Origin of the sequence: Alteromonas sp. ALT199 (assembly GCF_018619335.1) — a bacterium.
Taxonomy (GTDB): domain Bacteria; phylum Pseudomonadota; class Gammaproteobacteria; order Enterobacterales; family Alteromonadaceae; genus Alteromonas.
Genome location: NZ_JAHHDX010000024.1, coordinates 22,944 through 49,637, shown reverse-complemented (window position 1 = coordinate 49,637; position 26,694 = coordinate 22,944). Strand labels below are relative to the sequence as shown.

Annotated in this window: 21 protein-coding genes and 1 pseudogene; 7 read left to right on the top strand and 15 right to left on the bottom strand. The window is 44.1% G+C overall.

The features are described 5' to 3' along the window. Window positions 1–153 precede the first annotated feature (153 nt). Window positions 154–462: a hypothetical protein gene (locus KL866_RS03105; protein WP_214993297.1), complete on the bottom strand. Its 309-nt coding sequence runs from the start codon at window positions 460–462 to the stop codon at window positions 154–156. Continuing rightward, window positions 462–1,010 (bottom strand): YaeQ family protein, encoded by a 549-nt coding sequence (locus tag KL866_RS03100; protein ID WP_025256070.1) that lies wholly within the window; start codon window positions 1,008–1,010, stop codon window positions 462–464. Before KL866_RS03100 ends, KL866_RS03105 begins: the two co-directional genes overlap by 1 nt. A gap of 271 nt (window positions 1,011–1,281) precedes the next feature. Here KL866_RS03100 and KL866_RS03095 point away from each other — a divergent pair, with 271 nt between their 5' ends. Further along, complete coding sequence (locus tag KL866_RS03095; protein WP_214993295.1) at window positions 1,282–1,923, top strand: peroxiredoxin-like family protein; 642 nt, start codon at window positions 1,282–1,284, stop codon at window positions 1,921–1,923. A gap of 82 nt (window positions 1,924–2,005) precedes the next feature. Here KL866_RS03095 and KL866_RS03090 read toward each other — a convergent pair whose 3' ends face one another. Then, window positions 2,006–2,902 carry a hypothetical protein gene (locus KL866_RS03090; RefSeq protein ID WP_214993293.1) on the bottom strand — a complete coding sequence of 299 codons (897 nt, stop codon included), beginning with the start codon at window positions 2,900–2,902 and terminating at the stop codon, window positions 2,006–2,008. 290 nt (window positions 2,903–3,192) lie between these two features. Between KL866_RS03090 and add the strand changes: the two genes are divergently transcribed. Next, on the top strand, window positions 3,193–4,194 hold the full coding sequence (add, locus tag KL866_RS03085) for an adenosine deaminase (RefSeq protein ID WP_214993291.1): 1,002 nt from the start codon (window positions 3,193–3,195) through the stop codon (window positions 4,192–4,194). A 135-nt stretch (window positions 4,195–4,329) separates the two neighbouring features. On the opposite strand, the gene KL866_RS03080 is transcribed toward add, so the two are convergent. From KL866_RS03080 to KL866_RS03060, 5 genes are all read right to left on the bottom strand, one after another. Then, the gene (locus KL866_RS03080) at window positions 4,330–4,899 is read right to left on the bottom strand and encodes a class GN sortase (protein ID WP_214993290.1); all 570 of its coding nucleotides are present in this window, start codon (window positions 4,897–4,899) and stop codon (window positions 4,330–4,332) included. Continuing rightward, window positions 4,892–7,345, bottom strand: coding sequence for a marine proteobacterial sortase target protein (locus KL866_RS03075; RefSeq protein ID WP_214993285.1), 2,454 nt, complete (start codon window positions 7,343–7,345; stop codon window positions 4,892–4,894). The genes KL866_RS03080 and KL866_RS03075 overlap by 8 nt, the downstream gene beginning before the upstream one ends. Before the next feature lie 259 nt (window positions 7,346–7,604). Then, on the bottom strand, window positions 7,605–7,823 hold the full coding sequence (locus KL866_RS03070) for a hypothetical protein (protein WP_034325323.1): 219 nt from the start codon (window positions 7,821–7,823) through the stop codon (window positions 7,605–7,607). Between the two features lie 42 nt (window positions 7,824–7,865). Further along, complete coding sequence (locus KL866_RS03065; protein ID WP_025256063.1) at window positions 7,866–8,099, bottom strand: hypothetical protein; 234 nt, start codon at window positions 8,097–8,099, stop codon at window positions 7,866–7,868. Window positions 8,100–8,299: 200 nt separating this feature from the next. Further along, window positions 8,300–9,253, bottom strand: coding sequence for a YihY/virulence factor BrkB family protein (locus KL866_RS03060; protein ID WP_025256062.1), 954 nt, complete (start codon window positions 9,251–9,253; stop codon window positions 8,300–8,302). 309 nt (window positions 9,254–9,562) lie between these two features. On the opposite strand from KL866_RS03060, the gene KL866_RS03055 reads away from it, so the two are divergent. From KL866_RS03055 to KL866_RS03045, 3 genes are all read left to right on the top strand, one after another. After that, a complete protein-coding gene (locus tag KL866_RS03055) occupies window positions 9,563–10,114 on the top strand; it encodes a type 1 glutamine amidotransferase domain-containing protein (RefSeq protein ID WP_025256061.1) in 552 nt (183 codons plus the stop codon). A 94-nt stretch (window positions 10,115–10,208) separates the two neighbouring features. Next, window positions 10,209–10,901 (top strand): SDR family oxidoreductase, encoded by a 693-nt coding sequence (locus tag KL866_RS03050; RefSeq protein ID WP_025256060.1) that lies wholly within the window; start codon window positions 10,209–10,211, stop codon window positions 10,899–10,901. Between the two features lie 321 nt (window positions 10,902–11,222). Next, window positions 11,223–12,110, top strand: coding sequence for an SDR family NAD(P)-dependent oxidoreductase (locus KL866_RS03045; protein ID WP_025256059.1), 888 nt, complete (start codon window positions 11,223–11,225; stop codon window positions 12,108–12,110). A 32-nt stretch (window positions 12,111–12,142) separates the two neighbouring features. Here the strand turns inward: KL866_RS03045 and KL866_RS03040 are convergent, their stop codons facing one another. The 5 genes and pseudogenes from KL866_RS03040 to KL866_RS03020 all read right to left on the bottom strand — a co-directional run bounded on the left by KL866_RS03040 (window position 12,143) and on the right by KL866_RS03020 (window position 19,137). Then, a complete protein-coding gene (locus tag KL866_RS03040; protein WP_051511238.1) occupies window positions 12,143–14,125 on the bottom strand; it encodes a diguanylate cyclase in 1,983 nt (660 codons plus the stop codon). A 183-nt stretch (window positions 14,126–14,308) separates the two neighbouring features. Continuing rightward, on the bottom strand, window positions 14,309–15,715 hold the full coding sequence (locus tag KL866_RS03035; protein WP_025256057.1) for an ABC transporter ATP-binding protein: 1,407 nt from the start codon (window positions 15,713–15,715) through the stop codon (window positions 14,309–14,311). After that, entirely contained in the window at window positions 15,712–16,623 is a 912-nt protein-coding gene (locus KL866_RS03030; protein WP_214993280.1) for an ABC transporter permease, read from the bottom strand. The genes KL866_RS03035 and KL866_RS03030 overlap by 4 nt, the downstream gene beginning before the upstream one ends. Continuing rightward, window positions 16,620–17,362, bottom strand: a pseudogene (locus KL866_RS03025) (ABC transporter permease). The gene KL866_RS03030 and the pseudogene KL866_RS03025 overlap by 4 nt, the downstream one beginning before the upstream one ends. Before the next feature lie 215 nt (window positions 17,363–17,577). Beyond that, window positions 17,578–19,137 carry an ABC transporter substrate-binding protein gene (locus tag KL866_RS03020; protein ID WP_025256054.1) on the bottom strand — a complete coding sequence of 520 codons (1,560 nt, stop codon included), beginning with the start codon at window positions 19,135–19,137 and terminating at the stop codon, window positions 17,578–17,580. 196 nt (window positions 19,138–19,333) lie between these two features. Here KL866_RS03020 and KL866_RS03015 point away from each other — a divergent pair, with 196 nt between their 5' ends. Next, window positions 19,334–22,588, top strand: a complete 3,255-nt coding sequence (locus KL866_RS03015) for a VPS10 domain-containing protein (protein WP_214993278.1) — start codon at window positions 19,334–19,336, stop codon at window positions 22,586–22,588. A 197-nt stretch (window positions 22,589–22,785) separates the two neighbouring features. Next, window positions 22,786–24,900: a TonB-dependent receptor gene (locus tag KL866_RS03010; RefSeq protein ID WP_251139801.1), complete on the top strand. Its 2,115-nt coding sequence runs from the start codon at window positions 22,786–22,788 to the stop codon at window positions 24,898–24,900. Here KL866_RS03010 and KL866_RS03005 read toward each other — a convergent pair. Both KL866_RS03005 and KL866_RS20110 read right to left on the bottom strand, forming a co-directional pair. Beyond that, complete coding sequence (locus KL866_RS03005; protein ID WP_214993270.1) at window positions 24,895–25,431, bottom strand: PepSY domain-containing protein; 537 nt, start codon at window positions 25,429–25,431, stop codon at window positions 24,895–24,897. The genes KL866_RS03010 and KL866_RS03005 overlap by 6 nt on opposite strands. 113 nt (window positions 25,432–25,544) lie before the next feature. Next, window positions 25,545–26,693: a hypothetical protein gene (locus tag KL866_RS20110; RefSeq protein ID WP_251139800.1), complete on the bottom strand. Its 1,149-nt coding sequence runs from the start codon at window positions 26,691–26,693 to the stop codon at window positions 25,545–25,547. Between the last annotated feature and the right edge of the window lies 1 nt (window position 26,694).

The following is a 26,694-nucleotide window of genomic DNA, read 5'->3' as shown; positions in this document are numbered from 1 at the left end:
AAGCTGAATATTCAACCAACCCAGTCTAGCTTACTTAACGAGTAAAGTGTAAGTAGACTTTATGTGGAAAAATGAAAGGTTTATAACAAAATTTATGCGATCTATAGAAAATATATGCGTCGTAAGATGAAGTTTTGTGATGCACTACGCGGGTTAGTCTTCTGGACCTTGGGTGGTGAACACAAGATGTCGGCGCATGCCTTTCAAAACTACACCTTTTTTAAGTAGCGCTGCGCTTAATCGTCGCTGCCATTTTTTTAGTTCAGGCTCGGCCCGTGACAGCGTCTCTTCGTTCTCGAATTGAAATCTTAGCAGTAAAGAGCCTGGAAATTGATGATATTGAACGTCGAACCAACATTGCTGCATACCTTCAAGTTCTTCAATTCCTTGTGCTTCCAAGCTATTGGCTATACTGAAAACCAGGGCTTGTTGTTTAAGCTGAACGGCAGAGAGCTTTTTCACTACAGGTGTTTCTCGATAGATACTTCAACGCTTTCGGTGACATCGGCACCTTCAATGGTTAACCAGACTTGCCCATCTTGAATGGTAACCTGTATCTGCATAGAGCGATGGACAGCATTAGCTAACGTAGCGGCTAGCGGCTCTGGCAAAGTAAACACTGATAGGTTTTTTCTTGTCTGTAACTTGTTTTGCTCTTTCTTCCACCAGGCATCAAAGCTATTGTCAGCGTAAGAATAAATCATCATCTGTTGGCTTTGATTACAGCCCTTTTTGATGCGCTGTTCTGACGGTTGACCTAACTCAATCCACAATTCTATTTCATCGCTAAAGCTCTTCTGCCACAAGTCGGGCACTTCGTCGTCAGACAGCCCTTTGGTGAACTCCAAACGTTCGTGAGCATTAACAATAAAGGCGATAACTCGCAGCATCATGCGCTCGTCATTTTCTGATGGGTGTCGTGCAATGGTAAGGTTGTGATCGTTGTAGTAGTTACGATCCATATCTGTTATTGATATGTCAGCTTTAAAAATGGTCGCTTTAAGAGCCATGGTATTCCTGCTTTGTTTTTATTAAGGCTTTCGAAAAACCTTGTGTGCTATGCGAACAAACGCTATAGCAAATTTTGACGCTATATTACCAGTAAAATGTGCTGCCTGCTGTAGCTAAGAGGCCTATAACCCAGCTAAGTACGTGTTTATTTTCATGCGTAATGAAATTTTAAACAATCCTTCTCGATCATGTTCCTAGGCATCGCGCGAAGCGCGAATAACTAAAACGGTAAACAAGCCACAATAAAAATATAAATTTGGAGAGGGATTAATGAAAAGACTCGTCGCTATGGCAGCTATGGTGTTCGCCTGTATTGCAGGTACATCAAATGTACACGGTTTAGAGCGGGGAACCATTGCTGAAGATGCAAAATCGGTGACGCCATTACTTAATGGCCAGGTTGCGCCTAAAACAACGCTTAAAATGGCTGACGGCTCACCAGTAAGCTTACAAGCGCTGACTATGCAAAAGCCCAGTATTGTACTTTTTTATCGTGGCGGGTGGTGCCCATACTGCAACGAGCAGCTCGCACAGCTAAAAGATATTGAAAAAGACTTAATAGACATGGGATACCAGATTTTGGCAATTTCGCCTGACTCACCTGCGCGTTTACAAAAGCAGAAACTTGAAACTGAGTTTTTAGTTACACTTTTATCTGATGATAAACTAGACACCATTCGCGAATTCGGCGTGGGGTTCTACGTGGATACCATGACTGACTTAAAGTATAAAACCTATGGTATTAATTTAACAAAAGATGAACGCGGAAAAAGCGTGTTGCCAGCGCCTGCTATTTTTATGCTAGATAAAAAAGGGAAGGTGTTGTTTAGTTATGTGAACCCAGATTACAAAGTTCGCCCTTCGGCAGAACTGGTATTAGCGGTAGCGAAAACCCTTAAAAAAGAAATGTAATGAGGCGAGCAAGCCTTATCAAGGCATAGCCCCAGCCCCTTGATAAGGTATCGCCCCCACCGCTTTAAAAAGCCGTCAGCACTTAAACGGCAAGTAGAGTAGCGATTTGCGAAGCTAGTTTTTTAGGTGCAATGTGGGTATCACCCTTACAGTCTTTTACTACCTTCAACAGTGCTTTAAGCAGCGGTTTATTCTCTATATTACGCTGACACACCGCGTGAATAGTATTGAGCGCTAATGTACCTCCCAACGTTTGCAAATCGTCAATGTTCAAATTTTGCAAAACGCGATTTGCCGTATAGCGTCGCCATGACATGTGGTAGCTGTCAAAATCGCACGTTAGATCAACACTGAGTGCCACTTGAAGCGGCCAACTTAAAGGCCGGTAGTACAACAGGTGTTCGGTAAGCAAAAAGATCTCAAGTGCGTGCTCAACAAATAAACAAGGCTTAGCGTGTTTACTTAGTTCAACAGTTGGGAACACATCTTCATCAGCAAACATCGACGTCACAAATTTAAAGGTGTAATAGCCATTACCATGAATGGCTAGCAGGAACGATTCTATCTCATTTAGAAGAGCTGCGTCCGAATGGTTACCGATGCACTGCAACGTTAAGTTATCCAAAAATAGCGCAACTATTGGGTAGCGAGCATTAAGCTCTACCCATTCGCTGTCTGTTGAATAACGTTTCGCTTTTTGGCTTTCTAGGTAACAGTCATAGCAGTCCAAATCGACAGAAGCGTGGGGCGAACTTGTCGAATAAACATACCCTGCCCACGCCAACATAGGCGATGAATTTAGGCCGAGCGCTTTTATATCTTCAATTGACGTACCTAGCGAACAAACTACTTCCACCAAGCCATGGGAGGCCATCACATCTAGCCCCATAAAATCGGGGGCTTCTTGCATGTGTTCGAATGAATACGCACCATTACGCCAGCCTGCTAAATAGCAGCCTTCTATACACTTTCCGCACATAACTGTGCTCCTGCTATTTACGTTGTAAGGGGAGATGACCGAATAGTCTTAGGTGGAAAACAGCTTTTGTACAAAACCCACAATCAAAAATTGGGAGAATTTGGCTTTGAAAAACTGCGCAAAGCATCAACAAGCATTGCGTCGACTCGAGGGGTGAAACTTAAAACAAATTTCGTTTCAAAAAAAGCACAGTTTTGTCCCGCTTTAAAAAAAGTTATTTTCTGGCAGAAAGCGAGGTTTAATGAGGCAAGTGTTATAATTAGAAACGCTCTCATCCAAATCGTATTGCTATGATAAACAACACACTTCCGTTATTAGATTTACACCGCCACCTAGATGGTAATGTGCGCCCGCAAACTATTCTTGAGCTTGGGCAGCAGTTTAATATTAATCTGCCCGCTAACTCGATAGAGGGGTTGCGTCCGCACGTTCAAGTAATGAAAATCGCGCCGGATTTGGTCTCGTTTTTAAATAAGCTAACGTGGGGCGTTAAGGTTTTAGGCGATCTTGATGCTTGTAGAAGGGTGGCTATTGAAAACGTTGAGGATGCGGCAAGACAAGGGATTGATTACGCAGAGCTGCGCTTCAGCCCTTACTTTATGGCTGAAAGTCACGGGCTACCTACACAAGGTGTGGTTGAAGCTGTCATAGACGGTGTGAAAAGTGCAACGAAAGAGCACGATGTTAAAGTTAACCTGATTGGCATTTTGTCTCGCTCCTATGGCGCAAAAGCATGTCAGCAAGAACTAGATGCAATACTAGCGTGCAAAACGCACATTACTGCCATTGACTTGGCGGGAGATGAAAAAGGCTTTCCTGGAAACTTGTTCGTAGAGCACTTTAAACAGGTGCAGCGAGAAGGGTTAGCTATAACTGTGCACGCGGGCGAGGCGGTGGGCTCTCAGAGTATTTGGCAAGCTATCGATGATTTAGGTGCTACGCGAATAGGGCACGGCGTTAATGCCATTTATGATATTAAGCTAATGGACTATTTGCGCGATAAGGGCATTGGTATAGAAAGCTGTTTAACCAGTAACATACTCACGAATACGGTAAATTCATTACAAGAACACCCGTTAAAAACCTTTTTAGAGCACGGCATATTAGCCTGCCTCAATACCGACGATCCAGCCGTTCAAGGTATAGAGCTAGATCACGAGTTTGATATAGCGGCCAAGCAAGCAGGCCTTACTCCTTCTCATATTAAGCAAGCGCAGGAAAACGCCTTAGCAATAGCGTTTTTAAGCGAAAGCGAGAAAGCCGCGCTTATCAAGAAAGTGGGGTCAGAGTAACGACACTGACCCCACTTAGGTTTGTGGAGAGCACTGTAGACCGATGTGCGGCGTCAATTGAAAAACGCAGCTACAAAAATTACATAATTAACCAGGCCATAATTAACCAAGCTATAACTAACAAATGCAGAGCGTTTACTCTGACCCCAATTTTAGTTCAACCACCAGCCGTAAATGATTGTCTTGGGCGATGGTATGAAATGGGTAGCAAGTGACTAAATACAGCCTCTTTTGATTTAGCTGAACATTCAGCGTTTGGTTTTTGATATCAGCAATACGCTTAGACGAGATTCGATAGGGGTGCCATATTCCATCAGGCGTTTGAAGCTGTAGCGCATCGCCAACTTTTACTTTCTCAAGAAAGGCGAAATGCGTGTCTTTATGACCCCCAATAACGCTGCTTCCACTACCTAGCTCTCCTGCATTAATATGTCTTCCTGGGCCAAAAGCCAACGCATTTCCTTGGGCGCCTTCAAGTATGAACAAATCTGTATTGCTGTTAGGGTGTATTATTCGTCCTACAGGCCAAGTGTCTGCCCACTGCCAAGGTTTAACTTGAACCCCCGTTTGTAAGGTTTCTGTCCACGCTTGTTTGATTAACACCTGGGCTAACTCTGCTTTTAGCGTTATCCACGCAGCATTACTAAACCCAACAGTCGCAGCCGCAATAAGTAATAAACTTATGAGTACTTTAAACTTAACCATTATGCGTTACTCTTTCGTCTTTTTTAAAAATACGATATTGCCTTAAAAGAAAGCGGTGAGTTTCACCTGAGTAAAGCAGTAGCAGTAAGACTAGAGAAAGAGCACCAATAGCGAGATGAAAATTAATCCCGGCAGAGGTTTGAGGGTAGCTAACGGCGCGCATTTGTGTACCCTGCGGCATCAGGTTTTTTATATTCTGCGATTGAACGTTAGCCGATTCAGGTCTTGATACCACCTCTTCAATAGCAACAAAGCTGGTGTAAGCAGTAATGAGCTTGTGTGGTATGGCTACATCAATTATGTCGCTTTTAACGTCTTGTTCATCTCTGCCAAGGGCTTTTTCATCCATTAACGCCGCAATTTTTTTGCGTGCCCATGCAGTGCCTATTCCGTTGCGTTGAGGTAAGCGTGCAGGTGAAACTTGCGATGCATCATTTCTGTGGTCACATGTTAAATATTGCGCCTGGATACTGCGCTGCCATTTATGAAGATTTCCATTTTTGTCGGTCAGTTTACCAGTGAGAACTACACTATTGTCTAAGATATTGTTTTTACCCTTATCACTTTTGTGGTTAGCAACATCTGCAAAATCAGCCGCTTTCAGATTTATTAGCAGTGGTTCGCCGGCGTACAAGTCCGGTAGGCGTTTGGGGTAAACTTCAACGCCCTTGTTAAACCGCATACTTTTAGGCAGCGTTAACGAAAGGTTGCTTAGAACAGGGCTTTCAAGCTTGCTGAACAAGTGCTCCATTTCTTTTTGTATGTTACTCGCGCTGTCGATAAAAACGTAACTACCACGTCCAAATTGTGCAGCGCGGGTCATAAAATAGCTATTAGGTGCACTTCCAATCCCCACCGTAAAAAGCTTTGCGCTTCCTAGCTCTTGTTCAATCAGCGAGTATAGGGCTGCTTCATTTCCAACAGCGCCATCAGTAATAAATATAATTTGCTTGATGTAGTTTTCTTTATGTTGTGCGGTTAGTGCCTCGCTCAGCGCGCCGGCCATTTCAGTTCCTCCATTGGCGCTCAGTCTGGATATAAAAGATAAGGCGGTATTTATATTATGCGGCTTAGTATTAGTGGGCTGGCTGAACAGTTTCGTATAGCTAGAGTTAAATGCCACAATGTTAAATCTGTCTTTTGCGTCTAGCTTTTTAATTGCCATCTTTAAAGCGGATTTGGCATCTTCAATTGGTCGCCCTCCCATCGACCCAGATGTGTCTATGATAAAGGTAACATCACGTGGAAAGTCTTGAAGATCGTCAGGGATAACTTGAGGCGGTGTTAACATAACTAGCGCGTAGTGGTCTGAATCTATATTTTCAGAAAAATAGGCAGCCTGCGGGGTAGCATTTTTCAGAGGGCGCCAGTGCAACCACACATCTTTATTCATGGTGACGTGTTTGTCATCAAGCCGAACGCGATATAGATGCTTAGTGTCTTCAATAGAATGCCAGTTAAGTTTATGGCCTTTGCTGTAAATTGAATTAAGAGGCATCCCCGCATTTATAGTTGCATTGAAAGAAAGCTGATTCGTATTGCTATCGGGCAACGTTGGTAACATAAATGGTGTTATTTTATCGGCGTCACTAACTTCATTTGTGGGTAGTGACCACCCGGAAATGAATGCGTTACTGCCAGTTACACGGCTATCGTTGTGATTTAAGCTTTGCGAGGCTCGTTCACTTTTACTTTTAGCTTCGTCGCTATCCGCGTCATTGAGATTTTCTTCTTCGTGATTGTTTGCTCTAACGTCGTGAGGGTAAGCATGTTCAATCAAATTGGTATCGCTTAAATTTCTTGTAGGAATGCCCGGGATATAACGAGGAGTAAGGGTTGTAGGAAGGTGAAAGCTAAATTCTCCATTATCAAACGCAACCTGCTGTATGTACTTTATCGTTACCGTGATCTGTTCACGTGGAGCAATGTTGGCTAGATGCTGGGTGAATAAGTTAGGGCGCTGTTGCTGCGTTAAACTTGCTTTTTTGCCTGCCTTTTTTGCTGCTTCAAACGCTTCTTTAGCTTGTGATTTCGGCTTTATTTGCCCACGGATTATCCTATCGCCAATAAGCATTTCCATACTATTTATCGCCGCATTTTCATTTAGAGGGAAGGTATAGAGCGCATGTTTCCATTCATCACTATTGTTAGTAAACGTTTGAGAGTAGGTGACATGTGCAATCATTCCGTTTACTTGCAGGTCAACGTGGGTTGAATGCAAAAGGGCTGGTGTAGATGCTTTATCCTGGCTTTGCATCATTAGCTCTCCAGACGCTGCACGACTTGCAGGGCTTACCGCTACACCCAGTAAAAAACATAAAAATGATATAAGAATGAGCAATAAATGGTGGCGAGATTTAGGCGAATGTTGTCGCTCTCGAAATAAGGGTTTATGCGTATTAGTAGGGTTGAAGTAGTCGCGCTTGGGTGTTTTTAAAAATAGCATGGTACTAGCTCGTTTGGGGAGGCGATGCTTATTATTAAACGCTCAGAATAGGGCGAATTATGAACAGTGATTGTGGCGAGTTGGTGAAGAAAAATGGCGAAAGAGTGTTTTTATCACCTACGTCGGTGTTTTCGAAAAGTACGACACGTAAATGAACTAATCGGCAATGCAAACGATAACAGCGTTCAAAAATTAGAGGGTTTTAAAAGCGCTAGTCTAAAAAGCGCGTTCAGAATGAGCCGCAATTTGGCAGATGCGGCTAAATTTCTATATTCCGCCTAGGGAAGACGTGAAGCTTTTTAGCGCCAAGGGTGCAAAACAGCGTAGTGAGAAAAATAACCGTTGATGTTGATAGCAATTCAGCATACCCATCAAAGCTGAAATAATATGAGACGGTTTTAAGCATAAACACGCTTATTACAATGATAGAAAGCATGTAAGTAACATACTTGAGTATTTGTATTATCGAGATATTCATAAAATAGCTCCTAAAAGCGGAGGCTTGAAGCCCCCAAGATCTTTATTCGTCAGACTCGGTCGTGCGTTCTGACATTTTGTCGCCAATTTTGCCACCTGCGTAACCTAAGCCACCAGATAAACCGCCTAAGGCAGCGCCGCCCCAGCCTGCAGCCATACCACCTAAAGCGCCTGCGCCTACTGAGGCCATAAAGCCTGCAAAACTAAAATCGCCCCAACAGTGCTCTTCACAGCCGCCGGAAACGTTCTCTATTTCAGTAAAACTTAATTCTTGCATTGTATAATTCCTTTTATGAGTTTACCCAATATTGGGTAAGGGAAAAGTTACACAAAACTCTGAATATATATAACTGAATAGAAGTATAGTTTTGCAACATTTATTTATTTTGCGAGACACGTCTAACTTGCCACGCGTACCATTTATTTACCGTTGCAATCAACTTTCTATATTACGGGCTAATGCTAAGTTCAAAATCGCTAACGCTTTAGGTCATCTGGTGTATGGTCAGCAACAAAAGCATTTCGCTCGCCCATGGGCTTGTCTTCGCCTTTGGTACTGTCTGCTGTTGTCTGAAGCTCTATTGCCGAATTCACCTCGGCACCAATAAGAATGATATAGGCGCTAATGTATAACCACATTAGTAAAATGATAATACCGCCCACCGAACCATAGGTTTTGTTATAGCTTGCAAATTCACTCAGGTAGAAAGAAAAACCATAGGATGCAATTAGCCACAATATGGTGGCAAACAGTGAACCCGGTGTCACCCAACGCCATTGAGCTTCACGTCGATGTGGAGCATAGCGGTACAACGCTGATAAGGCTAAATTAAACAAGCCGAGCATGATAGGCCAAGTTATCCATGTGGCTTGTTCAGCGCTAATAGCCTTTGCCGTTAACCAAACAATAGCTTGTGGCAAAATGGTAATGCAGGCTAGGGCGACAATGACGGTTAGAATCATAAATATTGTACAGGTAACCCTAGCAAAAATACCTTTTAAAAAGCTCCGTCCCTCCGATTCACTGTAAGTAATATTACACGCTTTTATAAGTGCATTAGCGCCTTTGCTGCTGCTCCAAAGTGAGAGCAAAAGAGTAAATAGAAAGCCCCAGCCTAGGGCCGTGCTGGATTTTTCGGTTAAATTGGTAAGCTGTTCTTCAATAATATACCGGCTATCGGCTGGTACTACGTTTACAAGCAATGACATATGATTTTGTAATTCTTGGGGTGAAACCATAAGCCCATAAAGGGCGATTGTTGCACCGAGTAATGGAAATATCGCCAGTAAACAGTAGAAGGCAACACCCGCGGCAATAAGGGGAATATTGTCTTTTTGAAGACTAGTGAATATACGTTTTATTATGCTCCACCAACTTCTCAGTGAAAGCTCGAATGCAGATCTTGCGTGGCTAAATCGTCCCTTGCTCATAGTTCCTCGAATCTTTCTAAATAAGTACGCGGTTGTGTATTTTCATACATGAAAATAGTGAAGACGGCTTAATCCTCTCTGTAAATCGTTCATATGGCGTGCAAATAGTTGTTGGATGTTTTGAAAGGCTTTAGCCTTGGTATTTTTATGTAAGTTACATTAAAACATAGGGTTATAGGTTTTTTGTGGTGGTGGTTTGCAATTTGCAGCTTGTTTTTTACTACATTGAATTGATAAGTGCCGCTTAGCCGTTCCGGAAAAAGTAGGGCTTTAGATATTCGTTAAATATTTAGTAAAGGAGTAACACCTATGAGCAACACGCAAAATCTTCAGGGTAAGAAAATTGCCATTTTAGCAACTAACGGTTTCGAGCAAAGTGAGTTAGTTCAGCCTAAAGAGATGTTCACCGAACGCGGCGCACAGGTTGAAATTTTATCTATCGAAGATCAAACGTCTATCAAAGCGTGGGACGAAGACAACTGGGGCAAAGACGTAGACGTTGATTTACAGGTTACGTCGGCAAACCTTGCTGATTACGATGCCCTTGTACTTCCTGGCGGTCAAATAAACCCAGACGTACTTCGCACTAACCAAGATGCGGTCAATTTTATTGCAGAAGCAAACAGCACCGAAAGCATTAAGGCAGTAGGTGCAATTTGTCATGGACCTTGGTTATTAGTGGAGTCGGGTTTAGCGAAAGGTGCAACCCTTACATCATTTCCCAGCATTCAGACGGATTTGAAAAACGCGGGCGCAAATTGGGTAGATAAAGAAGTGGTGACTGATGACAAGTTAGTTACAAGCCGTAACCCTAGTGATATTCCAGCCTTTGTTGAACAAATTAGCAAGATGATCGCGTAATTTACAGCGAAGTGCTTGCTTCTCTTTACAGTAGCTAAGTTGTGAAAAGAAGCAGGCTTAAATGCATCGTTGCTACTTTAAAAAGGGGATTGATATGACAGACACTAAACCACATGACAAGGTTATTGCAATTACCGGTGCTTCTAGCGGTATTGGAAAAGAAACGGCAAAGCAGCTGGTTGATAAAGGTTACAAAGTTGCGCTTATCGCGCGAAGTGAAGATAAGTTAACTGAACTTGTTGATGAATTAGGCGAAGAGAATGCTCGCGCTATCAAAGCTGATGTAAGTAACTTTGATGAAGTAAACAGCGCATTTGAACAAGTAAATGGACATTTTGGACGTATAGATGGCGTCTTCGCTAACGCTGGACGCGGTGCCAAAGCTGCCGGTATTGAAAAAGGCGATGTAGAAGACTGGGATGGAATGTTAGGCGCTAACGTTCACGGTTTGCTTTATACCGCTAAAGCAAGCTTACCTTATCTTCAAAAAACGAAGGGGCACTTTATTATCACAAGTTCTGTAGCTGGACGGGTTGCGCTTAAAGGCTCTGTTTATGGCGCAAGTAAGTGGTTTGCCTATGGTTTCGGTCAAAACCTTGCTGAAGAAATGCGTGAATGGGGCGGTCGGTGCACAACTATCTGCCCTGGTATGGTAAATACGCCATTTTTTGACGAGCCTAAGGAAGACAAACTTCAGCCCGCAGATATTGCGAAGTCGGTATTGTTCGCATTAAGCGCAGATGAGTCGGCATGTGTTCGAGAGGTTTACGTAATGCCTGCGAAATAACAGTGCATAGTGAATTTAGATTACTTTCGCCAAAGAAAAGGGGTTAACTGCCCCTTCTTTGTGCGAGTCTTACTTCATGAATTGCGACATTTTCTTTTTATCTATTTCCATTCCTACGCAACTTGCCTTATTAATTTCATGAAGCTAACCAAATTAGTCAAATAAAGTATTTTCCCCTTCTTGTTACCCCTAATCTATATATGACGATAAGCGCGAATTGAGACAGATAGGCGATAACTAATTTTATCGTGTATTTCTGTGACTTTTCGAAAAGGCTTTACCAAAAGGCCCGCCGCGCAACAACAATGATAGGAAAAAAGAATGTCTAATGAATTTGCGGGTAAAACCGCCATAATTTCTGGTGCCGCTGGTGGCATAGGGCTAGCCTTGGCAGAAGCGTTTGCGAAGCAAGGTATGAATATCGTTATGGGCGATATTGATAACGTGGCTCTAACAGCGTCGAGTAAAGCCTTGCGCGAACAAGGTTTTGATGTACTGACTTGCGCCTTAGATGTTACCGACTTTTCTCAGTGGGAAGATATAGTTGCTAATGCTAAAGAAAAATTTGGCAAGGTTCACATGGTGGTCAACAACGCGGGGGTAGGTGGTACGCCGGGTAAAGTAGAAGATTCAGAGCATGAAACGTGGCGCTGGGTTATGGATGTTAACGTAATGGGCGTACTTTACGGCGCACAAGCATGTGTACCAGCCATCAAAGAACACGGCGAAGGCGGCTGGGTATTAAACGTAGCGTCCATGGCGGGAATGATGGGAATGCCGTATGCAGGTGCTTATTGCGCTTCAAAAGCGGCAGTTGTATCTATGACAGAGAGTTGGGTGCCAGAACTCAAGCCTTTTGGTATTCATACCTCGGTATTATGCCCTGCGTTTGTGAAAACCCGCATTCATGAGTCGTATAGAAACAGACAGCAGAAGTACGCTGTGGCGGCTGAAAAACGCATTGATAAAGAGAAGCTTAAAGCCGGCGCCCAAGCGGCTACCAAAGCGGTTGAGTCGGGTATCGCTGCCTCTGTATTAGCTGAGCGTGTGATAGAAGCCCTACAATCAGAGCAAACTTATATCTATACCCATCCTAACTATCGCAAAGTTACTACGGCTAGATTTAAAGCAATTGATGGTGCATTTGAAGATGCAGAGGCAAGCCCAGTTGTGGGTCATTTGAAAGACGATGAAATTATTACCTTTTAAAGCAAACTCACTATTTGACGTAAGTACTTGCCTTAACTTGAAGTGTAAGCGTTAACCTGATTGCGACCGTTAGCTTTTGAAAAGAATAGCGCTTTATCAGCCTGCTCGATAAGTTCTGTGGGCGATGAAGCGCCAAGTGTGAGAGAGGTAACACCAATACTGCAAGTCAACTTTATTTCCCCAAAGGTATGACTTTCCATTTGTGTTCGTACTCTTTCACTTAAACTTAACGCATTGGCTAATGAAGTGTTGCGTAACACCATACAGAACTCTTCGCCGCCGAATCGAGCTAACACGTCGTCGTCTGAAATGTTTTTGCGCAATACGTGCGCTACGCTCCTAAGTGCGTCATCTCCCCTATTATGACCAAAGTCATCATTTATTTTCTTAAAGTGATCAATGTCTATCATCACAAGACACGTCGCCTTTGAAGAAGGTAATTGAGAAAATAGGTTTTTCAACGCGTCAAACAGGTAACGCCTATTATAGCATTCGGTTAGCGAGTCATGAGTGGCTAGATAGTGAAGCTCTTCATTTTTGCGCCGCGATACAATGTAACTTCGATATAAAGCTAAAGCGACGGTCACTAAAACAATGATAATTAGCGACAACATAATTTTTGCGTATCGCTCTTTTGATAGCTGAAGGTTGGCTATTTGTTGCTCTTTTCGCGATAGTTCAATTTCGTTGTTTTTTCTGGTTATTTCTAACTCGTCTAAACGAGTCTGTTCTTTTAACGCTTCTACTTCATTTTCCAATTTGAACGACAGTAATTTAGCTTTTGCTTTTTCAAGAAGCTTTTCGCTATTTTCAGACTGTATTTGCTCACTTAGCGTTAGCTCTTTTTCTGCGAAGGCGAGGGCGGCTTGGAACTGGCCAGTAGCAGAGTAGAGCTCTCGCAACCCTTTCAATGCAGCTAAGCGATAGGTTTTATTTTGTAAGCCTTCAGAATACGTAAGCGCTTTTTTAAAAGTGCGTTCACTTTCGGCTAAGTCTTGTTGCAAGTAAGCGTCACTTAATGGCAGAAGTGCTTTTACTTTAAATAAGTCATTATCAAGCTGATTAGCAATATTTAAGCTCGTTTGATAATTGTGAACTGCCTGTTTGAGGTTACCTTCACCTTTATAAGCGTCACCGATGATCCTAAATACAGCGGTTTTTTTCTCAGGTGCGTTTTGAGTATCGTAAATAGCCATAGCACGGTTAGCGTAGTCACGTGCCTTTTGGTAGTTTTCTGCTATCACTTCGATTTGCGCCAGCTCTCGCAAAGCGGTAGCGATGGTAGCGGGGGGAAGTAGGTCAGTAGGGTACTTTAGGGCGACTTCATAAAACGACTTGGCTTCCTCAAAAGAAGCCAAGCGCACATACAGATGGGCAATTTCGTTCGCGGTTTTTGCTGTCCCTACCGCATTTTTTTCACGTTTGAAGTAGGCGTAAGCTAGCTTCAGATGCTCAAGAGATAGTTCGTAATTTTCTATGTAACGTAAAATAATCGCCGCGCCCATGTGCGCTTTGGCCTTGCCTTCTTCATCGTCAATAGTCCCGTGTATACGCAAGCTTTCCATGACCAGGTTCAGCGCAGTATCTAAATTATTAAGGTAGCGTTCTGCTTCCGCCAAGGTATTTAAAGTGCGTGCGATATTGCGTTTACTATCAATGCGTTTGTAAGTGGCTAACGCTTTTCTGTAGAAAGCCGCTGTTGCCTCTCGCTGTTTAAGCCTTTTATATGATTGAGCAATATAGGTGTAGGTTCGACCAAGCACAGATAAAACGTCTTCGCTTGTTTGTTCTTCTAATCTTTTAGAAATCGTAAGAAAGGTCGAAATGGCTAGTTCGTAGTCACCTTTCTTATAGAGAGTCAATGCATGCTCTTTCAGATCTTCAATGCTGGCAGAGTTAGTTTGAACTGAACTGTTCTGTTTTTCTGTTGCAGATAAGGACGCGTGCACCTCCACCGGTACACCAAGTGATAGCATCAAAATAAAGAAACAAAAGCTGCTTGAAACCAATTTCACGAAAACTATGCCATTTCCAAACACTAACTAAATACAACGAGCACTAAATACAAAACAATGTACTTAATCTGTACAGTGTATCAGCAAAAGGTTATCAACACTGCCCCTCTTGTGCGTTTTTTGTAAGGTTACTGATACAAAGTATTACCTATGCTTTCTGTGCTGAGGGGTAAATTAGAAGTCTTACCTAAGGGAAACAACGCGGTCGCACGCTTTTTCCAACTGGCCTCTATCATGACTTATTAGGAGCAAGCTGCAGTTAAATTCCCTACATTTGTCGACAAGTAGCAGCGTAATTTTTTTACTAGTGATAGGGTCTAGCCTTGACGTGGGTTCGTCTGCAATTAGCAGCTTGGGTTTTAGCATCAATGCTCGTAAAAGTGCCACTCGTTGAAGTTCACCGCCGCTGACGTCTAATGCTGTGCGCCCAAAGATCGTTGAATCTAAACCAATACTTGATGCCAACTCAACTGCGTCATGCTCAGGTATTTTATGTAGCTTCAATAAATCATCAATTAAACGCTGTAAGGTTACGTGTTCTGCAAACGCGCTGGGCGGGTCTTGGTATAGTTTCAGTTTTTGGTGGCGAGGTAACGGATAGTGGAAACGAATTTCACCTTTGTAAGGAAGAAGACCTAGCAAGGCATCGCCTAGAGACGTTTTACCACTACCACTTTCGCCACTTAATCCAACGATTTCGCCTTTCCCTAAGGTAAAATTAACGTTTGAGAAAATTTCTTCAGCGCCTCTCTGTATGCTTAGATTCTCTACTGTTAAAAAAGGCTTAAAGCGGCTAGACGCTGGGCTTTTACTTGGCCAGTGTTCAGGTGATGAAGATACCAATAATTTTGAATAACTGGTCTTTGGTTGAGAAATAAGTCGGTGCGTATCGTTTTCTTCAATAAGCTTTCCATTTTTAAGCACTATACATCTACCGCCCAATGCTTTTGCAACTGCAATATCATGAGTGATAGTTAAAAGCGTTCCTTCGTTAGCCTTTCGCTTTAGCTGAGCAATGATGTCGATTTTTCTGCTAGCATCAAGCCCTTTGGTCGGCTCATCGGCAATAAATAATGGAGCTTGTGTGGCTGAAGCGCATGCAAACGCTACACGCTGCGCCATTCCTCCGGAGAGTTGTGAGGGCACTTTTTGCCAATGTTTGCCAAGTGACCATTGTTCGAGCTCTTGTTTCGCACGGCGGCTCGCGGCGTGTTTATCTTGTTTCTGGTTGAATTGAAACACTTCGGCAAGCTGATGGCAGACCTGCATCATTGGGCTTAGCGAACGCCATGGCTCTTGAGGAAGCATAACCATGCTTGTGCCCCACATTCTTTCGCGCTGCAACTTTTTATTGATAGCAGGGAGGTTATCACTAAGCATATCTATACCGTTGACGGAAACAGTTCCCCTCGCTTCTAACGAAGAAGGTAAGTCCCCCATGATAGCTTGTGCCAAAAGACTTTTTCCCGCCCCAGTTTCACCCAATACTGTGAGCGTTTCACCTTGAGATAGGATCAGTGATAGATTTTCAATTATCGCTGTATTGCCCGCGTAAATGCTTAAGTCTTTAATAGCTATAAGTTGACTCACGCGTTGTGCTCCGGCGTTTTGCTGGTAGGCGATTTATTTATGGGAGATTCAGCGCCTGTATGCGCAGGTGTGTTGGCAAGTGCGGGAGCAGACCGCCAATAACTATGTAACGGATTTCGGCTGCTATCTTCATCATTTATAAGTAATTGAAAGCCTAATACCAAGGTAAATAACGTTGCGATTGGTTGAGCAAGCAGCCAAGGAGTCTCGTGATAATAAGGGAAAAGTTCAACAATCATTAAACCAAGTTCCGGGCTAGGGGGCTTTAGCCCTACATACACAAAGCCTACCGACGCCATGGCGATGATAGAAGTCGATGCACCAAACGCTGCAAGAGAAAGCACGTCTTTTTTTATGGCAGGCCAAATATGTGTTTTAAATAAATAACCCTTGCCGAAGCCCATGAGCATATCGCACTCAAGGGCTGGGCTATCTATTATCGTTAACGTGCTGGCGCGTACTAAACGAAAATATTCAACAGCCAAGACGATAGAGATGGACATATAAAGCATGATAAAAGAGCCAGGCACTATCGCTGCGAAAAGTAAAACAAGTACCAACCCTGGCAGCGCTAAAAGTGTGTTAGCAGTAAAGTTAAGAAGTGTATCGACCCAACCTTTACGCCAAGCGGCGATCACGCCTGCTGCTACCCCCATTATTGATGAGCTAAACACGCAAAGCGCAGCAAGTGACAACGATATACGAAGTCCTTCTGAAACCCTAGCCAACATGTCCCTGCCATAATGGTCGGTGCCCAAAAAATGCTGTGCATTAGGAGGCTGTAGTATAGCGTTTAGGTTTTGTTTGTTGCCGTCTTGCCCCAATAATATAGGTTCACCTAGTGAAATCAGCACAAGCAAGCCCAATAGTGAAATGCCAATTATCTTAGTGACTGAAAAGCTTTTCATGGGTGTTTACCTGTATTGTCTCTTACTCTTGGGTCTAAGGCGTACTGGCTTAAATCGACAAGCGTATTAACTGATACAAACAAAAAGCCCATTAGCAGGGCAGTGCCCTGTAGCATAGGTACATCACGTGCAAATACCGCGTGAGATAAACCATGACCAATTCCCGGCCAGGCAAAAAGACTTTCAATCATAATCACGCCTTCAATCAAGCCAATAAGTTGAACCCCCATAAACGCTAATGCCGGCACGACGATGTGGGTAGCGCGTGACGTCTGAATGCGTGAAAAGGGCTAAGCCCTTTAATTTTTGCAAAATGAAAGTAACCAGAGTGAAGTGCACTAACAGTGCTATTGCGAATAACACGGTTTGAAATAGCGGCAAGAGATAACCCAAGCGTGATAACAGGTAATATGGTGTAAACAAACCCAGAGGAACCTGCCACAGGCAACCAATTCAGTTCTAATGCGAAAATAAATATGAGTATTAAACCTAGGCAAAATACGGGTTGGGACCTAAGAAACGTAGAAAATGCCAGTACTGAATGGTCAAACGTAGAATGCGGATTATTAGCGCTTTTTATTCCGCTATAAATGCCCAAAGGAAACGCAATAAGTGCAGATACTATAATCGCGAGACCAGCGAGTACAAGCGTATATGAAAGTTGGTTTTGAAGCTCGTAAATAATAGGAGCGCCAGTCACTAAACTTGTTCCTAAATCTAGCGTTGCTAAATCTGCCATCCATGAAAGGTACTGTTCAAGTCCACTTTTATGCAGCCCAAGCTCTTCGGCTACGGCTTTTGCCGCACTGCTTGATACTGCATCATCGCCGTATCGACCCGCTGCAATTTTATATGCCATATCGCCAGGCAGTGACCGAGTTAATACAAAGGTAAGTGTACCTACGCTCCAAGCCATTAGAAGCGCTTGAAGCAGACGCTGATAGAGGATCTTTTTCATTGATTAGGCGCTATAGTCATTTGTGAAACACGAAAAGAGCGTTCATAGGGGTCGAAGCTGAAGTTTCTTAACCTATTCGACGTTGCAGTTTGCTGAACATAATACATAACAGGTATAAGCGGTACATCTCTACGGATTTCACTCATGACAGACTCAATAAGGCGGTTGTAGGTCTCATCGTTTGTCGTGCGGCTTAACAGATTCAGGTTGCTAAATACGGTGTCGTTGCGCCAATTCATTGGCCCCCAGTCGCCACCTTTTATTGTTGAGAAATCGGCAAGCATTATCCCCAAAGGGTCAGGGATATTGGCGAAGTTTCGCGCCATGAGGGCTGTTTCCAATGTACCGTCTGCATGACCCGAGGGGATAGCGCTAACATTCTCCATATGGACCGAAAGCGCTACGCCAATTTGTGCCCACTGGTCTTGTATTGCTGTGGCTATAGTAATGAGTTCTGGACGGTTAGCATAGGTAATCATATTAAGCGCTAATCTAGCGCCGTCTTTATAGCGATACCCATCATCAGCAAGCGCCCAACCGGCATCTGAAAGTAGGTCGCTAGCTTGTTGCTTTGCTTGTGCCGCAGAAATTTTCTTTAGCGTTTCATCAGGTGTTAATTGAACGTGCCACTGGCGAATATTAGGGCCAAATAATTGGTCTGCGGCGATGTTGGGAGTGCGCATCACACCACGCGCTATGCTCTCTCTATCGAGCGCTAGACTAAGTGCTTGCCTAACTTTTACGTCTGTAAGAAAGGGGTGACCACTGTTAAGTTTAATTAGCGTTGTGCGGGGAATTCTATCGCTAAACACGTTAACGTTGTTATTGCTTCGAAGCATGGTTACTGAAGCAGGGTCTAGGTTATAAACGATATCTGCCTGACCTGTTCTAACCATCAGGGCGCGCGTTTCAGAGCGGTGCCCTGTTATATATTCTACGTTTTCAATATGGGCGGGCTCGCCCCAATAATTGTCAAATCGTGTGGTAGAAATATTGTGGGGGGGCTCGAAGTGGGAGATTTTATAAGGGCCCGTGCCAGCAAGTGTTTTTATTCTGTTGAATTTTCCAAATGAAGAAGGGGCAACAACAGCCGTGGTGTAGTTACTTAGTAATGAAGGAAATGGGCGGTAACTTTGATTCAATGTGAAAGCAATAGTGTTGTCTGACGTCACTTCCATATCAGAGATTATGTTTTTGGGAAATGGTGTGGGCTTACCAAATGCAACCGCGAGACTTTTGTAGACAGCGTTTGCTGTCATTAATGCTCCGTCATGAAAGTGAACATCAGCGCGAAGTGTAAATTCCCATTGAGTAAAATCACTATTGCTTTTCCACGAACTCGCTAATCCCGGCACTAGTTGCCCCAGGTTGTTTACTTCAACTAAGGTTTCTAAAACTTGCATTCTTGTAAACATATAGCCCGTGCTGGCGGGGTCATTATTAACGGGTTCAAAAGGCCCACTTATGGTTATTTTATTTGCAGGCTGTGGGGGCGTGCAGGCACTAAGCATAAGGCAGGTTACCAGTGCTAACATTGTTATAAGCTGAATCTGCATATCATCTTGTTATCGTTATTTATTGGTGGGTGATGTTAAATAAAGTGTGGCGGGCGCTCAATGTATTTAACTCTAGTATTGTGCTGTTGGTCGTGTGTTACATTGTAACTTTGAGTATTAATAGTAATGCTATAGCTGGTAATACTACAATTCAAACAGAGCATAATGCTCTACCAACACACATTGGATAATAATAATGAGAAAGCTTCTAAAAGCGGCAGTTGCGGTATCAATTGCACTTTCATGCTCACCCACCTACGCAGACAAAGATGATAAAGACGGTATTTTCAGTAGCTCAACGTTTAAAGCCATGGAGCTTAGAAACATCGGGCCTGCCTACATGTCGGGCCGAATAGCCGATATTGCAATTGACCAGAACGATCCCTCTACTTGGTACACCGCGGTTGGTTCTGGCGGCGTCTGGAAAACCACCAACGCGGGCACAACGTGGGAGCCCATCTTCGACGATCAACCTGTTTATTCTATTGGTGATGTGACTATTGCACCAAGCAACTCAAATATCATTTGGGTTGGAACGGGCGAAAATAACGGTGGTCGTCACATCAGCTTCGGCGACGGTGTTTACAAGTCGTTAGATGGCGGACAGACCTGGAAAAACATGGGGCTGAAAAAGTCAGAGCACGTTTCAGACATTATTATCCATCCTACCAACCCAGATATCGTGTGGGTTTCAGCTCAAGGGCCACTTTGGAGTGGCGGCGGCGAGCGCGGCTTGTATAAAACTACCGATGGTGGGGAAACTTGGAAGCAAGTGCTCAAGCCCACTGACAAATGGACGGGCGTAACATCCTTACTTATCGACCCGCGCAACCCAGATAAACTTTATGCGGCTACGTGGGCTCGTCAACGCTCAATTGGCGCCTATGTAGGTACAAACGAAGGTGCAGGTATTCATACCTCAAACGATGGTGGCGAAACCTGGACCGAGCTTAAAACCGGCTTGCCGCAAGGGAATATGGGTAAAATAGGCATGGCTATATCGCCTATTAACCCAGATGTGATCTATGCCACTATTGAAACCGATAATCGCGGTGGTGGTTTTTATCGCTCAGCCGACCAAGGCGCGAGCTGGAGTAAGATGTCAGATGAAGTGGGCGGCGGAACCGGCCCTCACTATTATCAAGAAATTTTTGCAGATCAGCATCAGTTTGACCGCGTTTATATCGCCAGCAACTACAGTAAAGTATCAGACGATGGCGGTAAAACATGGACGCCTATTAATACTAAGCGCAAGCACGTAGACGATCACGCTATGGCATTCCATCCTACAGACCCAGACTTTGTGTTAATGGGGTCTGATGGTGGTATTTACATGTCTCACGACAGAATGGCCAACTGGCGCTTTATGGCGAACCTTCCACTAACCCAGTTCTATAAAGTAGCGCCAGACGACTCTAAGCCGTTTTATAAGATTTACGCTGGCGCACAGGATAACTCTACACAAGGCGGCCCTTCGCGCACTAAGCGAGAAGAGGGAATAAAGAACAAAGACTGGTTCTTAACGTTAGGTGGTGATGGTCACGGTCCGGCGACAGAGCCGGGCAACCCAGACATCATGTATTCTCAATGGCAGCAGGGCAACTTAACCCGCGTGGATATGAAAACTCGTGAAGGGGTATACATTAAGCCACAGCCGCTGCCAGGCGACCCAGCGGAGCGATATAACTGGGATGCCCCTATTAATGTTTCAGCTCACGACCCAGCGCGTATTTACTTTGCTTCGCAGCGGGTGTGGCGAAGCGATGATCGCGGTGATAGCTGGACGCCAGTATCAGGCGATTTAACGAAAAACGGTAATCGTATGCACTCGCCATTGATGGGGCGTACATGGTCGGTAGAAGCCGGTTGGGATTTATATGCCATGACCGAATTCCATACCATTGCTAATTTTGCTGAAAGCCCAGTGGATGAAAACATTTTGTGGGCAGGCACTGACGACGGGATAATCCAAGTCACCACCAACGGCGGCAAGTCGTGGAAAAAAATTGAGTTAGACGACATTAGAGGCATTCCTGCTAATTCGTATGTGAATGATATTCGCGCTGACTTATTCGACCCAAATACCGTATATGTCGCGCTGGATAACCACAAATATGGCGACTATAAACCCTATCTTATTAAATCGACTAACTTAGGTAAAAGCTGGACTTCATTGGCTGAAGACCTGCCTGAGAAGCACCTAGTTTGGCGTATTGTGCAAGACCATGTTAACAAAGACTTGCTCTTTATCGGTACAGAGTTTGGTGTATTTTTCTCGGTAGATGGCGGCAAAGATTGGGTTGAGTTAGACGGTGGTATGCCGACCATTTCAACTCGCGATGTTAAAATACAGCGCCGAGAGAATGACTTAGTGGCAGGTACCTTTGGTCGAGGTATTTATATTCTTGATGACTACGCGCCGCTGCGTACGTTAACGAAGAAGTCTATGCAGCAAGATGCCATTTTGTTTGGGCCAAGCCGCCCAGTTAAATGGTTCCAGCTAGATGACAATCACACTGACTCTGACGGCGACGACCGCTTTGTTGCTGAGAACCCTGAGCACGGTGCAACCTTCACCTATTACCTTAAAGACAGTTTGCTTACGGCAAAAGAAAAGCGCCAAGAAGCAGAGAAGAAGTTAATAGAAGATAAGAAGTACCCTAAATACCCAAGCTGGGAAGTCGTGGAAGCAGAAAACCAAGAAGCGGCGCCTGCAGTCTATGTTGAGGTACGCGACAGCGACGGAGACGTTATTAAGCGCGTTGAGGGTAAAGCGAAAAAAGGCTTACATCGCATTACCTGGGATATGAAGCATACATCGACGAGCCCGCTTACTGGTAAAGAAAGCAAAGACAGAGGTCTTATGGCGTTGCCCGGCACCTATACTGCTACCTTGTTCAAGCGCGTCGATGCTAAGGTAACACCACTTTCTGAACCTGTTTCGTTTGAACTTAAGCCTATTGTTCAAGGTGCGCTTGAAGGTGCTACTTATGAAGAAATAGCTGCCTATTCAGACAAGGTAAGCGGGGCGCAAAAACGTGCACTTTCTTCAACAACAGTGCTGACGCAGCTTAAAGATACAATGGCTCTGTTGCGCACAGCTATCGACCGCACGCCAAATGATGTGGCTAAACTTGAAGCCCAATTTGCTGCGATTCAAGATGAGATAAATGAAGTGAATAGAGCGTTTTACGGTCTTAAATCTCGCGATAGAATGGGCATTAAGCCTGCAAATATCATGAGCCGTTTGCGCTATGCACGTTCTGCGTTAGGTTCATCTTATGGGCCTACACAGCAGCACAAAAGTCAGCTTGGTTATGCTCAAGACAGCCTAGATAGCGTGATAACGCGCATCAGTACTCTGCAAAATACTGCGGTACCTAAGCTGCAACAAGCTGTGGTTGATGCTGGTGGACCGTGGACTGCTGGCCTTCCTGTAATCGCTAAATAGCGGCTGACTAGCCTAATTTTTAGTCTAGTTTTTAGTCTGATTTTTAGTCTAGTTGGGCTTAGCACGCGGCAGTAGCATTACTGCCGCGTTTTTCATTTCATTTTTAACCAGATTTTTCGGTACGTACTTTCATCGTTCTTACGTATCGGTTAGTGAGACCTTTATTGTTTTCTTTTCTGTCAGCTCAACGTTCTTCAATGTTTGTTAAAATTTCATCAGGTTTACCTGCATCTATTATTTCGCCTTTTACATCTTCGCCATCTATATGTTCGTCGCGGCTTTTTGCAGCCTTTTTGTTATCACTTTTATCGACAGCGAGCTTTGCTCGAAGCGAACCATTTGAAAGCGTTGAACGCTATACGGTAACAGCTACGCGTCCCTATTATGATGAAGCGCTGTCACGCATATTCCCTCAATATGCGTTTGATAAAAGTAGCCTGGTTTCGCCTTTGCACGCTAATGATGTGCTACTTCAATCGCCGTCAGTATCGTTAAATGGGCAGGGCGGGCAGATACAAAGTATTAGTGTACGAGGGTATTCGCGGTGGCGAATTCAAACCTTGCTGGATGGTGTACCTATTGTCAGCGATAGGCGCGCAGGCTCAAGTGTAGGCTTTATTCCGCCTGATTTTATTTCGTCAGCCACAGTATTACCAGGCGCCGCTTCCACTTATCTAGGCTCGGGCGCTATTGGCGGCGCGGTGAATCTTTACCTAGAATCACTCCAAGAGCCCTATTTAAAAGTAGGCTACAGCAGTAATCAGCAGATGAAAGCCGTGAGCTATGCCGGTACCAGTGCTGCCGATGGCAGCAAAAATGGCGCAAATGGCAAAGAAAAGTCGGGGGTTACAGATTGGAATATCTCATATAGAAGCGCGAATAACGGTGAGGATGCGAACGGAAATACACTGTTTGATCAATTTGAACAAACAGGGGTGTTTCTCAGGCACAGACCTGAAAATAGCATTATAAAAGAAGCCTGGACACTATATTCAAATAACAACGATATTGGTAAATCCAGCAGTGACTACCCTGCAAGCAGAAGAACAATCTACCCAGATAATACCCATTGGCTTGGCAAAATAACGTTTGAAGATAATTTATTTGCTGGGAATATCTGGTGGCATAAATCAACCTTAGATGCCTCGGTCTTGCGACCAGGAAGTCGTACAAATGACAGCGAAAACAAGGCATTTGATTATGGCTTCAATATGAATACGCATACGCAGTTAGAAGACTGGGATTTAAACTGGCAGCTTCAGGTATCGGGCCGTGAAGGCGTGGTGGCTGATGAAAGGGAATTTACGTTAACGCCATCAGAAATCGTATTGCCCGATACTGCGCCGTCAGACTTTTCACTAGGCTCATTTAAATCTGACCTAGCGTATGAAGTGCGTACGCTTGATGCCAGTGAAGTAAATACCGCAGCCGTTGTGGATGCTTCACGTCAGTGGCAAAGCTTTTCACTTGCCATCGGTACAAGGGTTGATTGGCAGCGACAGTCTGATGATTCAAGTGCCAGCCCAACCCAGTCTAATGATGCCCAGCCTAACAACGCCCAGCCTAGAAGGTCGCAATCAACCACGAATTTTAGTGGCTATCTGGGCGCAAATTATCAGCTTTCATCACATTGGGCGGCTAGCGTGTATGTTTCTAGTGCATTTCGAAACCCATCGTTAACTGAGCGTTTCTTTGCTGGGGAAACTCCTCGAGGTACCGTGCTGGGAAGTATACAGCTTGAAACCGAACAGGCCCTTAATAAACAGCTAACCGTGGCCTATAGCGCAAAACACATTCAGGGCTCGATTGAAGTCTTTCATCAGCAAATTGATAACTATATTGAACGCATTACAGTTGCTGAAGATGTACTTCAATATGCTAATTTAGATAGAGCAACCATTGAAGGCGTCAGCTATCAGATTAGCTGGCAATTGCAAGACAGCATCGTAGATGCTCGACTTAGCGGCATGTGGATTCAGGGTAAAGACAATAGCAAAGACAACTTCGGCAAGACCATTGCAGATATACCGGCAAACAATCAGCGCCTAGATGTAGGTGTTAATTGGCAAGACACGCGATTTTTCACGGTACTAAGCTATCGCGCCAGTAAGACCGACGTTGCAGACGGAGAGCAAGCCCTTAGCGATGTTTTTACTCTAGATATTGGCGCAAACTGGCAGTTAGGAGAGGATATGCAACTTCAGGTAAGCTGGAGTAACCTCACTAACCAACACTATTATACCAGCGCCGATGACAAAGCCGCGTTTGCTCAAGGAGAAAGTGTACAGCTGGCAGTCACTTACCAACTATGAAATATTAATCGGTTTACGGTATTTCTTTTTTCGATATTTGCTTTTTAGGGTGGTGTACAGCATAACCAAACCCGTTATCCACAGTATAAAGAGTAACAGGGCAGCCGGTAAAAACAGCCAAAGCTTGGCGCCTTCAAAAAACCAGCTGCCGTCGTGAATGGCTTCAATAGTGTCTGTGCGCCGATAGGCTACCTGAAGCACATCGCCGGTTTGTGCATTGAGCTGCACTTCCCAGTGGTTCTTGCCACGCACCTTTATGATACCTTTTCCGGGGCGAACATCTAAACGGTCGATATCGTCCCAATCGTTTAAGTTAGCTTGGCGTATCTGTTTTACTGCATCAAGCACTTCCTCAAAGGAAAGCGTTGGCGCGCCGTTTTGGCCTTTTTGCGTAGGCGGCTGGATCCAGTCGAATTCTTTTTTGACCTGCAATAACAAGCCGCTAGCGATAACAATGACCACAGGAATAAAGATAACTAGCGATAGCCACAAGTGAATACTGCGACTGTTTTTGCGAAAAGAAGCGGGCATGGAACAACACTTAAAAAAAAACGATGAATACATCGCATACTATACGGTAATCTCGATAGGCAGTAAAAACCGTCTAGCGCGGGGTTTACCCGTTTAAACGGAAATACTTAGCGTCATTTAATGGCAGGATGGTTAAAGTGAAGCTTAGTATCGCAGGTAAGTGAAACAACCGACTTGGTTAATATAATTTCGCCAACTTCTTGCCATTGCGCTTCATCTATTCCTGCATCGTTAAAATTGGCAGTATATAAAACCCAAGACAGCGTCTGATTAGGGTAATGTTGTAATGATAACTCATCGCGAAAATCATCTTTATTTACCAGCGGTGTATCTGAGCTTAATGCTGCTCTTAGCCAGTGGGGGCCTTGTTTTTCGGTTTTTATTTCAGCTTCGCTTTTTGTTTCAAATTCGCGCTCTATCTCTATTTCTTTCGAAGTTGTTGGCGCTGAAATGCTCAGTTCTAACGTACTTTCTTCTGTATGCTCCGCCACTCTTGAGCTTGCATCACCGACCTTTACTGCTGCCAGATGAGATACTGGTCTAAACCGCGCATTAGCTTTTTTGCCGCTAAACGCTTTATCGGCTTCCTCCAAATCGCTTTCCAATCGATAGGCGGTAAGCAATTGGCTAAAGGGAGGCAGCTCACCAAGCGCTGGTTCGTTAGTCATAGGCAGGTTTGCCACATACTTTGTTTTTGTACCGCCAAGGGAGTGCATAAGAAATATGTTCTCAGTAAGTGCACTATGGGCATAAGGAAAAAGCTTAATCGCTATCCCAAATGCTCGCTTATCCTGCTGCTTTGTTTCGCTTAAGCTGACGGATGCTCTAACGATAATAGGTATCTCCGTACCCGCTTGAAAAAGCCCAGTGTAAGGACTGTTTTGATTTATCTTCCAAGTACCGGAAAAGCATATTCCGTTGGCTTGAAGTAGCTTATGTTTGGTACCTAATTCGATAAAATTTGCATTTGATGAAAGGGTTCTTTGAGCGTGTTTTAGCAGTATGTTTTCGCCGCTAACGTCAAAGTGTTTACGCGATACCTCATATTGCGGAAGGCTGGAGTAAGGGTCAGAAAAAACAAGGCTTTTCACTTCCTCGAACGCACTCAATTGTGTAGCTACTTCTAACTGTGCTTCACTAGTTTCTGCATGACTTGTTACACAATAAAACAAAGTGGTTAGTGCAAAAAAACGGCATGCCTTGAAAGTATTTTCAAATGTAAAAGGTCTTTGTTGATACTCAGTAGTTTGAAAAAGGCACATT